Genomic DNA, 13,163 nt, shown 5'->3' on the forward strand with positions numbered 1-13,163 from the left:
TGCCTGGCCGTCCGACGACCTGTGGAGGATTCCATGGCCCACCCCGAGCCCGGCGCCCCGTCCGGACCGCTGACCCCGGCCGATCTCGCGGCCCTGCGGTCCGTCACCGATCCGCAGGTCTCCCGGGACGGGCTGCTGCGGGCGTGCGTGGTGCAGGGGCCGGCACCAGAGCGTGGGGAGCCAGCCCGGTCGGCGATCTGGCTGGCCCGCGGGGACGAACCGGCCGCGCCGGTCACCTCCGGCGCCGGAGCCGACCAGGCACCCCGCATCTCGCCGAGCGGGCGGTTCCTCGCCTTCGCCTCGGACCGGGAGCAGCCGGGGCTGTGGCGGCTCTACATCGCGCCGCTGGACGCGCACGGCACGAACGAGCCGTGGAAGATCGACGCGGTGCCCGGCGTCGTCGAGGACATCGTGTGGGCGGCCGACGAGTCGGGGCTGGTGGTGCTGACCGCCGACGAGGGGTCCGACGCCGGCAACATCCGCGGCGGCACCCGGTTCGTCCCGCCGGAGGAGGCCGGCGCCTCGTTCCTCGTGCGCAGGCCGGCCACCGTCCGGCGGCGCGTGCACTGGGTGCGGCTGCCCTCGGGCACCGTGCGGCAGGTCAGCCCGGACGACCGGACGGTCTGGGAGATCGGCTGGGCCGGGCAGGGCCCGCTGGCCGCGGTGGTGTCCGCCGATCCGACCGAAAGCGGCTGGTACGACGCGGAACTCGCGACCATCGACCTGGCGGACGCGACCGCCAAGATCGTCTACACCCCGTCCTGGCAGCTGCAGTCCCCCGCGGTCTCCCCGGACGGGCGCTCGATCGCGTTCCTGGAGGCACCGCAGAGCGACCGCGCCCTGCTGGCCGGCTCGCTGACCATCCTCGACCTGGACACCGGAACGGTCACCCGGCCCGAGCACGAGGCCGACCTGACCCGGGTGCGCTGGACCGCCGACGGCCGGCTCTTCTGGGTCGGCGTCGCCTCCGTCGAGACCGCCTGCGGATTCTTCCGCCCGGCGGAGACCGGCTGGCAGCTCGACCAGCGCTGGCGCGGCCTGGGCACCCTCGGCCGCACCTACCTGACCGCCGCCACCTGCAGTCTCGACGGCACCACGATCGTCGCCGGATTCCAGGCGCACAACGAGCCGCCCGAACTCCGGCAACTCGGTCAGCGGTCCGGCGAGCCGCCGCACTGGCGTGCGCTCACCAGCCTCAACACCGCGCTCGCCGGACGGGCGAAGGTCCGCGAGAGCGTGCACAAGTGGAAGTCCTCCGACGGCGTCGAGATCGAGGGGATCCTGCTCCTGCCCGAAAGCGGGTACGAGACTCCCCTGCCGCTCGTCGTGGTGCCGCACGGCGGTCCCACCAACGCCACGACCTCGGTGTTCGCCGCGGGTGCACACCGTGGCGACGGGATCCTGCTGGCCCAGGCCGGCTGCGCGGTGCTGCTGCCCAACCCGCGCGGCTCGACCGGCCGCGGCCGGGAGTTCATGGCCGCCAACCTCGGCGACATGGGCGGCGGCGACCTGCGCGATCTGGAATCCGGGGTCGACTCGCTGGCCGCGGCCGGGATCGCCGACCCGGCGCGGGCCGGGATCGTCGGCATCTCCTACGGCGGGTTCATGTCCGCCTGGGCGGCCGCGTGCAGCGACCGGTTCGCCGCGGCGATCCCGATCTCCGGCATCACCGACTGGCTGAGCTTCCACCACACCTCGAACCTCGGCCGGTTCGACGAGATCTACCTCGACGGCACCCCCTACGACCCGTCCGGTCCGTATCTGGACCGCTCCCCGGTGTTCCACGCCGCGAAGTGCCGCACGCCGACCCTGCTGCTGCACGGCGACGCCGACCTCGCCTGCCCGGTGACCCAGGCGCAGGAGTTCTACCAGGCCCTCGCCGCGGTGGGCTGCGAAACGGAATTCGTCACCTACAAGGGTGCCGGGCACGGAATGACCGAACGCGAGCACGTGCTCGACGTGGCCGAGCGCATTCTCGGCTGGTTCTCCCGGCACCTCGGATTCCCGGTCCCCGGCAGCACGCCGTGACCTCCCGAGCTGGGCTCGATATGGCCCAGATGATGGGACGTAAGCTCGACCGGGCCTGATGGTGTATTTTTTTCCTTCAGGGGTCTTTCCGCCAAGGTCCGGAAGCACAGTCGCGAAGCACACACAGAGGGAAGCAGGGCAGTGGTCGACAAGCTTCAGGTGAGCAGCCGTTCGGATGTGCCGATCTACCGGCAGATCGTCACCCAGCTGTCGTTCATGATCGAGGCCGGCGATCTCGCCCCCGGCCAGGCCCTGCCCAGTGCCCGGATGCTGGCCGACAACCTGCGCATCAACCGCAACACGGTGGCGCACGCCTATGCCGAGCTGGCCGAGCTCGGACTGGTCGAGGGGCGCGGGCGCAGCGGCACGATCGTGGTCGGCCCGGCCGCCGAGCCGGAGGGCACGCCGGAGCGCGGCAAGGCCCGCGAGGTGCTGCAGGGCGCCATCCGCGAATGCGTCGAGCTGGGCATGTCCGCGGTGGAGATCCAGTCCCTGGTGCTCAACCTCGCGCTGCGCGCCGAGGACGACCAGCTGAAGATCTCCTTCGTCGAGTGCAATTCCGACCGGGCGAAGTACTTCGCCAGCGAGCTGGAGCAGCACATAGGGATGCGGGTCACGCCGCTGGTGCTGGGCGAGTTCACCGCCGCCGAGGAGCCCGCCGACCTGGTGCTGACCACCTTCTTCCACCTCGCCGAGGTGCGCACGCTGATGCGCCGGCAGCCGGCCGAGGTGGTGGCCATCGTGGTCGCCCCGCACGTGCAGACCCTGGTGCGGATCGCCGCCGCGGCCCGCACCGGCACGGTCGGCATCTGGTACCGCACCGACGAGCAGGCCGTCACCGTCCGGGATTCCCTGCTGGACTCCGGCATCGAGAACGTCCGCGTGCTCGAAGGCGTGACCGACCGCGATCTGGCCGGCATCGACCTGGTGGTCGTGCCGAACGAGGTGCCCGAAATCAAGGAACGGCTCGAAGGCCGGATCGAGGTGATCGAGTTCGGCAACGTCCTCGACACCGCGTCGATCCGGATGGTCAACGAGGTGGTACGCGACATGCAGGCCGCCAAGCGCGAAACCCCCGACCGCCTCGCCGCTTCCTGACCCCCTCGCACCCGCGGTCCGTGAAGGGGCCCTTCACGGACTCTGAGTCCGTGAAGGGCCCCTTCACAGCTTTGCGGGGCACGGGCGGGGTCAGCGGCCCTGGTTGGCGTTCGAGGTGATGAACTCGACCAGCGCCGAGGTCGGGGTGCCGGGGCCGAAGACCTCGTGCACGCCGTAGCCGCGCAGGGTGTCCGCGTCCTCCGGCGGCACCGTGCCACCGACCAGGAACAGCACGTCGTCCCGGCCGTTGTCGCGCAACAGCTGGCACAGCTCCTTCGCGTACTCCAGGTGCGCGCCGGACAGGCTGGACAAGCCGAGCACGTCCGCGTCCTCCTGCACCACGGCCCGCAGAATGGACTCCGGGGTCTGGTAGATGCCGGTATAGACCACTTCCATCCCGGAGTCGCGCAACGCCCGCGCGACCACCTTCGCCCCGCGGTCATGGCCGTCCAGGCCGGGCTTGGCGATCACGACCTTGATCGGGGCCTGCCGGTTCACCGGTGACTTCATGTCGTTGCTCCTGCTCTCTAGAAGACGGTCGACGGCTGGTGGTGGCCCCACACGCCGCGCAGCACGTCGCAGATCTCGCCGACGGTCGCGCGGGCCCGCACGGCTTCCTCGATCAGCGGCATCAGGTTGTGGTGCAGGTCCGGGGCGGCCTTCTCGATCGCGCCGAGCGCGGCGCTCACCCGCCGCCCTTCCCGGGTGCGCTTGACCTCGGCGAGCCGGGTCATCTGCCGTTCCATCACGCCGGGCACGGGCCGGTCGATCTCGATGTCGAGCTGCTCGTTCTCGTCGATGTAGTCGTTCATCCCGACCACCACCGTGTCGCCGCTCTCGATCCGGGTCTGCTGCTCCCAGGAGGAGTCCGCGATCAGCTGGGCGGCGTAGCCGGATTCGACCGCGCCGATCATGCCGCCCATCCCGTCGACGCGTTCGATCAGCGAGCGCGCCTCCTCCTCGATCTGGTTGGTCAGCGTTTCCACGTAGTACGAACCGGCGAGCGGGTCCACCACGTCGGCCGCGCCGGTCTCGTGCAGGATGATCGCCTGGGTGCGCACCGCGATCCGGATCGCGCTCTCCGACGGGATGGACAGCGCCTCGTCGAGCGAGTTGGTGTGCAGGGACTGGGTTCCGCCGAGGATCGCGGCCATCGCCTGGATCGCCGTGCGGGCGACGTTGTTGTAGGGCTGCTGCGCGGTCAGCGAAACCCCCGAGGTCTGGCAGTGCGCGCGCATCAGCCAGGACCGCGGATCCTTGCAGCCGAGCCGTTCCCGGGTCAGCCTCGCCCACAACCGCCGGGCCGCACGGAGTTTCGCGGCCTCCTCGAAGAAGTTGTTGTGCACGTTCCAGAAGAACGACACCCGGGGCGCGAGCCGGTCCGGGTCGATCCCCCGTTCGATGCCCTTTTCCATGTAGCACAAGGCATTGCTGAGGGTCAGCCCGACCTCTTCGACGGCGGTCGCCCCGGCGTCGCGGATGTGGTAGCCGCACACGTTGAGCGGGTTGAACCGCGGCATCACGTCCGCGCCGTACTCCATGGTGTCCACCACCAGGTGCACCGAGGGCTCGGGCGGGAAGATGAACTCGTTCTGGGCGATGTACTCCTTGAGGATGTCGTTCTGCGTGGTGCCGGTCAGCACGTGCCCGGGGAACCCTCGTTCCTCGCCCACCACGCGGTACATCGCCAGCAGCACCGCGGCGGAGGGATTGATGGTCAGCGAGGTGGAGATCCGGTCCAGCGGGATGCCGTCGAACAGCGCGTGCATGTCGACCACGGTGTCCACCGCCACGCCGATCCGGCCGACCTCGCGCCGGTACACCTCGTGGTCGGAGTCGTAGCCGAGCAGCGTGGGCAGGTCGAAGTCGGTGGACAGCCCGGTCTGGCCGGCGTCCAGCAGGTACTTGTAGCGGTTGTTGGTGTCCTCGGCCTGGCCGAACCCCGCCACCTGGCGGATGGTCCACGGACGCCCGCGGTACATCGTGGAGTGCACGCCACGGGTGTAGGGGTACTCCCCGGGCAGCCCGATGTCGGTCTCCGGGTCGCTGTCCCGGATGTCGGCGCTGGTGTAGACGTCCTTGACCTTCGTCCCCGAGGACGTCCGGAACTCCGCCCGCCGCGGCGGGATCCGTTCGTAGTCGGCGGCGACGCGCTCGCGCCGCCACTGCTCGACGTGCTCGTCCCAGCGCTGGTCTCCGTTACCGGTCATGATGTCCATCGGCGCACCGCCTCCTTCAAAATCCGTTCCACGGCGTTCTGCATCGGTTCGTGCGGGTCCAGCGCGATCGACGCCGCGCAGTCGCCCACCCACGCCTCGGCCACGAGTGCCGCGTCCGAGCCCCATTTCTCCGCCCGCTCGGCGGCGAGCCTGCCGCCGTCGAGCAGTGCCTGCCAGCGTTTCTGCAGGCCGGTCCGCAGTTCGTCGACCCCGGTGCCGTCCACCGCCACGGTCTTGTAGACCGCGTCCGCCCGGCCGGCCGCCAGCCGCAGGTGCCGCGCGGTCTCCGCGGCTCCGGGCCGGTCGGCCATGTTGACCACGAACGAGTCCGCGATCTCCATCAGCCCGGCCTTGATCGTCTGCACCGCGTCGCCCAGCCCCGGCACGGTGACCAGCAGGACGGTGTCGGCGACCTCGACGATCGCGACCTCGGTCTGCCCGGCGCCCACGGTCTCGATCAGCACCACGTCGAACAGGCCGGACAGCTCCAGCAGCCGCGCGATGTTGCGGGTGGCCCCGGCGACCGCGCCGTGCGAGCCGCGGCTGGCGAGGCTGCGCACGAACACCCCCGGCCGTCCGGCCAGGTGGGTCTCCATCCGGATCCGGTCGCCGAGCACGGCGCCGCCGCTGAGCGGGCTGGACGGGTCGATGGCCAGCACCGCGACCCGTTCGCCGACGTCCACAAAGGACTCGATCAGCCGTCCGGTGAGGGTGCTCTTGCCCGCGCCCGGCGGTCCGGTGATGCCCACGATGTGGCAGGGCCGCGATGCCCGCGGCACCGACACCTCCCACGGCGGGCTGTTCTCCACCACGGTCACCGCACGGGCCAGTGGTGCCCACATCCCGGTGCGCGCTTTCTCGACCAGCGCGTCGATTTCGTCAGATTCGAACAAGGTCGATCGTCCCGTCCATGATCATCCGCTTCACCGCGTCCTTGGCGGCCTTGCCGATCCCGGTGGTGGGGAAGGCCGTCACCAGCCCCGCCCCGCTCGGCCGCTGATACTTCGCGACCCCGGCCCGGCAGTGCGCCAGCAGTTCCGCGGCGCTGAGCGCGTGACCCGGCCGGGCCACCGCCACCACCACCGGTGTCTCGCCCCACCGCGGGCTCGGGATCCCCACGACGATCGCGCGTTCCACGGCCGGATGCCGGGCGGCGACCGCCTCGATCTCCACCGGCGCGATGTTGAATCCGCCGGAGATGATGATGTCCTTGCTGCGCCCGGTCAGGTGCACCAGCCCGCGCTCGTCGATCCGGCCGAGATCCCCGGTGCGCATCGCGCCGTCCGGGGCGAGCGCCGCCTTCGTGGCCACCTCGTCCCGGTGATACCCGGCCATCCGGGCGGGACTCGCGCCGAGCAGTTCCCCGCCGCCTTCGGCATCCACCACCAGCCGCGTGGTGGGGAAGGCATAGCCGACCGTGCCCGGTTCTTCGCGCAGCAGCCGATGCGGGGCCGCGCTCAGCGGCAGCACCTCGGTCATCCCGTACAGCTGGTGGGTCTCCACCCCGGGCAGCTCGTCCCACCAGCGCTCCAGCAGCGGCACCGGCATCGGCTCGGAGGCGAACAGCACCCACCGCAGGTGGGCGAGCTTGCCCAGCGGCGCGTGTTCGAGCAGCCGGCTCAGGATGGTCGGCACCGCGTCGAAGGTGGTGGCGCGGGTGCAGGCGTCAGCCACGCGGTCGACGTCGAATCCCGGGAGGATCTCCAGGGAACCGCCCGTGCAGAGCACTGGGAGGACCTGTTCGGGGATGCACGCGTGCAGCGGGAGGAACACCACCGACCGGTCGTCGGCGCAGAACGGGAACGCGGAAGTGAGCTGCAGGACCGCGTGCAGCATGGTCGCCTGGGTGTGCATGACGCCCTTGGGCAGCCCGGTGGACCCGCTGGTGAGCATGATCGTGCACACCGCTTCCGGCCGGACCTCGGGCAGCCTGCCCGCGCCCGTCGGCTCCGGATCGGCGCCCGGGTCCATCGGCAGCAGCTCGAAGTGCTCTGCCAGCGTTTCCCGGACCGGATCCCCGAGCTGCCCGGCGAAGACCCGTTTGGGCGCCACCGAGGCCAGCTGACGCTGCGCGGTGCCCGCGTCGAGCATCGCGTTCACCGGTACCGCGATTCCACCGGCCCGCATGATCCCGAGGTAGGTGGCCACGTAGGCGGGCTCGTTCGCGCCGATCAGGCCGACCGGATCGCCCATCCGGTGCCCGCGGCGCAGCAGCAGCCGGGCGACTTCGCCCGCTCTGTCCCACAGGTCCCGATAGGTCCAGACCACCTGATCGCCGACGAGGGCGGGCGAGCCCGCGTGCGCCCGCGCCACCGCACCCACCCACGCCACGACGGAATCCGCCGCGACGGCCACCTCAGGCTTCCCCGGGTGCCGTGCGATCGACGGTGGCGACGACGATGGTCGCCTCCGCCGTGGCCGCCAGGACGGGTTCGGTCAGGTTCCGGACGCCCTTGTCGTCGACGCCCAGTACTTTGTAGATCTTCGCTTCGATGGTGCGGCTGCGGCGGCCGCGCCGGACCACCTTCGCGACGCCTTCGACGAAATCGCCGACCCGCAGCGGTGCCAGGAACTGCACGGAATCGTAGGCCGCGCACAGGCCTTCGTCGCCGCCCTCGCGCAGGGCGATCTCGGTCTCCAGATCGGCGAAGATCTCCATCGCCTTGGAGCCCGCGGCCAGGTCGCCGGCATACCGCGCGTCGGCAGGAGCCAAGCGGAGCCGGATGAAGGCGTCGTACTCGGTGGAGTTCGGCTGAACCATGGGACTCCTCTCCCCGGCCGGGACGACCCTGCCCCGGCACGGGACCCAGGTTAAGCCATATCGACCCATATGACTAGGCCATATCTGCCGAGTTTCCGCACACCTCACCGACCTGGCCGGATCGGCCTACTCGGCAGGCCGCCCGGGCACCCCCATCACGGTGCGCAGGACGCGCATCGCGTTGCCACCCAAGACCTTCCGGACGTCCTCGTCGCTGAACCCGCGCGAGACCATCTCGTCGGTCAGCTTCGGCAGATCCGCGGGCCGCTGGATCTCGGCGACCTCCCAGTCCGGGGTGAGTCCGAGGCCGGGGGCCTGCCAGCCGCCGAACACCTCGTCGAAGTAATCGTCGACGAAGTCCGGGCCCAGCCCCACCGCGTCGATCGAGCCGACCGAGGCCAGGTGCTCGATGTGGTCCACGACCCGGGCCGCGGTCGGGCGTGCGGGATCGATGAAGGGCGGGATGGCCGCCGCCACGCCGATCACGCCGCCGAGGTCGGAGATGGCCTTCACCTGCTGATCGGAGAGGTTGCGGTGCACGTCGGCGACCGCCCGGCAGCCGGAGTGGGTGGCCAGCAGCGGACGGCTCGCCCGGGCGAGCACGTCGTCCACCCCGGCCACGCCGAGGTGGCTGACGTCGAACACGATGCCCAGCCGCTCCATCTCGTCGAGCACCTCGATGCCCTGCGGGGTGAGCCCGCCACGGGAGAAATCGTCGAGGCCGCTGCCGTCGGCGAGAAAGGTCCGGCCGAGGTGGGCCAGCGAGACCACCCGCACCCCGACCCGGCCCATGGTGCGGATCAGCTCCGGATCCTGGCCCAGCCCGTGCGCGCCTTCCAGCGCGAGCACGAACGCGATCCGCCCGGCCGCCACCGCGGCGTCGACCTCGGCGCCGGTCAGGCAGATCCGGACGTCGGCGGGGTGCTCCTCGGCGAGCCGGTGGATCCGCTCGGCCAGCAACAGGGTCCGGCGCAGCCCGCCCTCGGACTGGAACTGGTCCTCCAGGCAGATCGGCAGCACCTGCACCTTGACCCCGCCCGCGCGCAGCTGCGGCAGCCAGAATTCGGCGAAATGCCCCGGCTTGCCCCGGCGGTCGAAGTGGTCCACGAGCAGGATGAGGTCGTTGTGCAGATCGACGACCGTCGCGTTCCGGTGCAGCTCGGTCATCGGGCACCCGCCGTGGACGGCCCGCGATGGTAAGACAGAGAATGTCTGATATCCATAGGCTCAAGCTAGGCTGGGCCACCCCCGGGCGCAAGAACCACCCGGGGGTGCGCGCACGGTGCCGGAGCAGGCCGAACGATCGGTGTATTCACCGCGACGCGCCGACCAGAGATCGGGTTCCGGGCGGGAGTCTCGCGGTGCCGCCTGCGAGGAAATGCAGGATCGCCTCCTGCAAAGCCCGGACCGCGCGCGGATGCTCCACGTCGCGGCGGTAGGCCAAGCGAACGACCCGGCTGAGGCCGGGTTCGGTGACCTGCGTGCGGCGGAACCGGGTGCCCACCACCGTGCTGGGCACCACCGCCAGTCCCAGCCCGGCCTGGACGAGCTCCAGCACCGCGTCCATCTCGCCGCCTTCGATCGCGAACAGCGGCTCGAACCCCTCCCCGAGGCAAGCGTTCACCGTCGTCTCCCTCAGGTCGTAGCCGCGGCGGATTCCCGGTGGTCAAGGATCTCGTGGTCGACCGTTCCGCGTTTGACCGGATCGTTCAGGCCGGCGGCGACATCACCGCGCCCACCGGCAGCGCCCCCGAGGCGCACGCCACCCCGGTTCCCAAGGCGGACGCCGACCTCGCCTTCGACAATGCGACCTGCATCGGCTGTGGTGCCTGCGTCGCGGCCTGCCCCAACGGTTCCGCGATGCTGTTCACCTCCGCCAAGGTGGCTCACCTCAACGCATTGCCGCTGGGCCGGCCCGAACGCGCGCACCGCGTGCTGGACGTGGTGGAGACGATGGACGCGGAAGGCTTTGGCGGGTGCACGAATACCGGCGAGTGCGTGGCGTCCTGTCCAAAGGGGATTCCGCTGAGCAGCATCGCCGCGCTGAACCGCGAGTTCCTGCGCGCGAGCCGTTCCCGGCGGTGAGAGGGCTCGCGGTGGACGGGCAGGTTCATTCGCCCGTGCCCGCCGGAATCGCGGGCACCGTCGCCGAAATCGCCGTGCCGCCACCGGGTTCGGACTCGATCTCCAGCCTGCCCGCCAAGCGTTGCACACGCCGCCGCAGCCCGGCCAAGCCGAGGCCGCCGGTGCCGGGCGCGGCGGACCGCGTCGCACCGGGGGTGAAGCCGACGCCGTCGTCGCGGACGTCCAGGGTGACCAGATCCTCCATATAGGACAACGTCAACCCGACCCGGGCGGCCTGCGCGTGCTTGGCCACATTCGCCAGCGCCTCCTGCGCGGCGCGCAGCAGCGTTACCTCGACCTCCGCGTGCATCGGGCGGGCGTCGCCGGTGGTCGTCAGTGCGACGGCCACGTCGTTCACGTCCGCCCAGCGCCGGGCGACCTCGCCGATCGCGTCCGGGAGCCGTGCGTCCGCGAGCACGGCCGGTTCGACCGCGAGCACCGTCCGGCGGGCCTCGCCGAGGCTCTCCCTGGCCAGCTCCCGCGCGTTCGCCAGGTGCCGGCGCGCCGCCGGGCGTTCGTCGAGCGCTTGTTCCGCGGCTTGGACCTGGGTGAGGATCCCGGCCAGGCCCTGCGCCAGGGTGTCGTGGATCTCCCGCGCCGTCCGCTGCCGCTCGTCCTGCACGCCGGCCTCGCGGGCCTGGACGAGCAGCTGGGCGTGCAGACCGGCGTTCTCCGCCAGCGCGTCCTCCAGCTGGCGGTTGGCCTCGTGCAGCTCGCGTTCCCCGGCGACGTGGAAGAAGTGGAACAGCGCCCCGGACAACACCATCGAAACCAGGCTGACGCCCAGCCATTCCCACCACAGCCCCTCGGCGCGAACGGCGCTGAGCCCACCCAGCACCGCCAGCGCCGAGGTCACCGCCGTGACCGACGCGCCCACGTACATCCAGCGGCCCTTGAGGAACCGGAACGCGAGCGGATAGCCGACCCAGGCGAAGAAGCCGTACCAGGGCGCGATCGCCACCAGCCCCGCGGTCAGCGACGCCAGCCCGGCGTAGTAGACCCCCATCACCGCAGCGGTTTCGTGCCATTGCGGGTGCGTGTCGAACCAGAGCAGCCACAGCACGGTCGCCGCGGACAGCGCGAGGGCCACCGGTGCCGGACCCTCACCGGCCGGCTCCAGCGTCACGGCCACGCCGACCGCGAGGAGGAAGTACGGGATCAGCCGCAGGATCACGCTGTCCCCCAGCCTCCCGCGACGCGGCACCGGCTCAGGCTCGACGCCCACCCCTCACTCCCAACGGAAATACCGCGCGGCCAGCCCGCCGGCCACGATCGCCCACCCCAGCAGGACGGCCAGGTGCAGCAGCTGCGGCCAGTGCCCGGCGGTGGCGTCCTGCAATGACTGCACGCCCGCACCGAGCGGGGTGAAATCGCTGATCGTGCGCAGCACCGGGTTCATGCTGTCGCGCGGCAGCCACAACCCGGCGAAGAACATCAGCGGAAAGAACACCAGCGTGCCGATCGCACCCGCGGCCTTGCCACTCGGCGCGATCGACGCGATCAACAGCCCGATCGCGAACAGCGCGAGCGCCACGAGCAGATAGCCGAGCACGTAGGCGACGGCCTGGCCGGGCAGCGGGACGTCGAAGGCGAAGCGGCCGATCAGCAGGACCACTACCATCGTGCCGGCCGAAAGCACAAGGGACATCAGCACTTGCGCCCCGAGCATCGCCCCGGGTTTCACCGGCGTGGTGCGCATCCGGCGCAGCACACCCTTTTCCCGGTATGTGGCGAACAGCTGGGACAACCCGTTCAACGCGAACATGGCCAGCCCCAACGCGATCACGATCGGCACGTACAGGCCGAGGATGGTGCCGCCGCCCAGCGAGGCCTGTGGCTCCCGCATGGACGGCACGAGGCCGAGCACCACCAGCAGCAGCGGCGGGAACGCGAGCGCGAAGAACACGATCACCGGCTCGCGGAAGAACAGTTTGGTTTCGGTGGCGGTGAGCCGGGACAACGCGGACATGCGAATCTCCTCAGACGTCGACGGGGCGGCCGGTGAGCGCGACGAACGCGTCGTCCAGCGTGGTCTGCTCGACCCTCAGGTCGGCGGCGGTGAGCTGGTTGCGGGCGAGCGTGGTGGTCACCGCGAGCAGCAGGTTCCCGGTGCCGGTGACCACGACCCGGCCGCCGGCGCGCTGCACCGACTCGACCTCGGGCAGCGCGGTCAGCAGCGCGTCGTCCAGCGGTGCGGACGGCCGGAATCGGATCCGCTGCCGGTCGTCCACCTTCGCGACCAGCCCGGCCGGCGTGTCCAGCGCGACGACGCGGCCGGAGTCGATCACCGCGAGCCGGTCGCAGAGCCGTTCCGCCTCCTCCATGAAGTGCGTGACCAGCAGGATCGTCACGCCCCGGGCGCGGATGCCCTCGATCAGGTCCCACACGTCCCGGCGCGCCTGCGGATCGAGCCCGGTGGTCAGCTCGTCGAGCACGGCCACCTTCGGGCTGCCGAGCAGGGCCAGCGCGATCGACAACCGCTGTTTCTGCCCGCCGGACAGCCGCCGGAACTGCGTGCCGAGCTTGTCGCCGAGGCCCAGCAGGCCCGCCAGCTCACGCCAGTCGGCCGGGTCGCGGTAGAACGAGCTGTAGAGCTCCAGCGCTTCGCCGACCCGCAGCTTCTCCTGCAGCTCGCTTTCCTGCAACTGCACGCCGACCAGCTCGCGCAGCTCACCCTCCTCGCGGTGCGGGTCGAGCCCGCACACCCGGATGCTGCCGCCGTCCGGGGTGCGCAACCCCTCCACGCATTCCACGGTCGTGGTCTTGCCTGCCCCGTTGGGGCCCAGAATCCCGAAGATCTCGCCCGGCTCGACGGCGAAGCTCACCCCGTTGACCGCGGTGTGCTCGCCGTAGCGCTTGACGAGGCCGTCCACCTCGATGATCGCCATGCCCCCGAGCCTGCCGCGCGACCCCGGTCCCCGGATCGACTGCCC

The 13,163-nt window shown here is 71.1% G+C and carries 12 protein-coding genes and 1 pseudogene; 3 read left to right on the forward strand and 10 right to left on the reverse strand.

The window, feature by feature from the left end:
* The first annotated feature begins 33 nt into the window (after positions 1 to 33).
* Both ATK36_RS05720 and ATK36_RS05725 read left to right on the forward strand, forming a co-directional pair.
* Positions 34 to 2,028, forward strand: coding sequence for a S9 family peptidase (locus tag ATK36_RS05720; protein ID WP_098510138.1), 1,995 nt, complete (start codon positions 34 to 36; stop codon positions 2,026 to 2,028).
* Positions 2,029 to 2,187: 159 nt separating this feature from the next.
* Positions 2,188 to 3,126, forward strand: a complete 939-nt coding sequence (locus ATK36_RS05725) for a GntR family transcriptional regulator (protein WP_211291793.1) — start codon at positions 2,188 to 2,190, stop codon at positions 3,124 to 3,126.
* 90 nt (positions 3,127 to 3,216) lie between these two features.
* Here the strand turns inward: ATK36_RS05725 and ATK36_RS05730 are convergent, their stop codons facing one another.
* From ATK36_RS05730 to ATK36_RS05760, 7 genes are all read right to left on the reverse strand, one after another.
* On the reverse strand, positions 3,217 to 3,636 hold the full coding sequence (locus ATK36_RS05730; protein ID WP_211291794.1) for a cobalamin B12-binding domain-containing protein: 420 nt from the start codon (positions 3,634 to 3,636) through the stop codon (positions 3,217 to 3,219).
* 17 nt (positions 3,637 to 3,653) lie between these two features.
* Positions 3,654 to 5,345, reverse strand: coding sequence for an acyl-CoA mutase large subunit family protein (locus ATK36_RS05735; RefSeq protein WP_211291795.1), 1,692 nt, complete (start codon positions 5,343 to 5,345; stop codon positions 3,654 to 3,656).
* The gene (locus ATK36_RS05740; RefSeq protein ID WP_098510140.1) at positions 5,333 to 6,238 is read right to left on the reverse strand and encodes an ArgK/MeaB family GTPase; all 906 of its coding nucleotides are present in this window, start codon (positions 6,236 to 6,238) and stop codon (positions 5,333 to 5,335) included. The genes ATK36_RS05735 and ATK36_RS05740 overlap by 13 nt, the downstream gene beginning before the upstream one ends.
* On the reverse strand, positions 6,225 to 7,700 hold the full coding sequence (locus ATK36_RS05745) for a class I adenylate-forming enzyme family protein (protein ID WP_098510141.1): 1,476 nt from the start codon (positions 7,698 to 7,700) through the stop codon (positions 6,225 to 6,227). The genes ATK36_RS05740 and ATK36_RS05745 overlap by 14 nt, the downstream gene beginning before the upstream one ends.
* 1 nt (position 7,701) lies before the next feature.
* Positions 7,702 to 8,106 carry a hotdog domain-containing protein gene (locus ATK36_RS05750; protein ID WP_170069609.1) on the reverse strand — a complete coding sequence of 135 codons (405 nt, stop codon included), beginning with the start codon at positions 8,104 to 8,106 and terminating at the stop codon, positions 7,702 to 7,704.
* A 126-nt stretch (positions 8,107 to 8,232) separates the two neighbouring features.
* Positions 8,233 to 9,273, reverse strand: coding sequence for a dipeptidase (locus ATK36_RS05755; protein WP_098510143.1), 1,041 nt, complete (start codon positions 9,271 to 9,273; stop codon positions 8,233 to 8,235).
* Between the two features lie 145 nt (positions 9,274 to 9,418).
* A complete protein-coding gene (locus ATK36_RS05760) occupies positions 9,419 to 9,730 on the reverse strand; it encodes a LysR family transcriptional regulator substrate-binding protein (protein WP_245914355.1) in 312 nt (103 codons plus the stop codon).
* A gap of 29 nt (positions 9,731 to 9,759) precedes the next feature.
* On the opposite strand from ATK36_RS05760, the pseudogene ATK36_RS05765 reads away from it, so the two are divergent.
* Positions 9,760 to 10,191, forward strand: a pseudogene (locus ATK36_RS05765) (4Fe-4S dicluster domain-containing protein); the annotation flags it as partial.
* A 25-nt stretch (positions 10,192 to 10,216) separates the two neighbouring features.
* Here ATK36_RS05765 and ATK36_RS05770 read toward each other — a convergent pair.
* The 3 genes from ATK36_RS05770 to ATK36_RS05780 are packed head-to-tail and all read right to left on the reverse strand — an operon-like array spanning position 10,217 to position 13,118.
* Entirely contained in the window at positions 10,217 to 11,455 is a 1,239-nt protein-coding gene (locus ATK36_RS05770) for a sensor histidine kinase (RefSeq protein ID WP_098510144.1), read from the reverse strand.
* A 3-nt stretch (positions 11,456 to 11,458) separates the two neighbouring features.
* Complete coding sequence (locus ATK36_RS05775) at positions 11,459 to 12,199, reverse strand: ABC transporter permease (RefSeq protein ID WP_098510145.1); 741 nt, start codon at positions 12,197 to 12,199, stop codon at positions 11,459 to 11,461.
* 10 nt (positions 12,200 to 12,209) lie between these two features.
* On the reverse strand, positions 12,210 to 13,118 hold the full coding sequence (locus tag ATK36_RS05780; protein ID WP_098510146.1) for an ABC transporter ATP-binding protein: 909 nt from the start codon (positions 13,116 to 13,118) through the stop codon (positions 12,210 to 12,212).
* Positions 13,119 to 13,163 lie beyond the last annotated feature (45 nt).

This window comes from Amycolatopsis sulphurea, from assembly GCF_002564045.1.
Lineage (GTDB): Bacteria > Actinomycetota > Actinomycetes > Mycobacteriales > Pseudonocardiaceae > Amycolatopsis > Amycolatopsis sulphurea.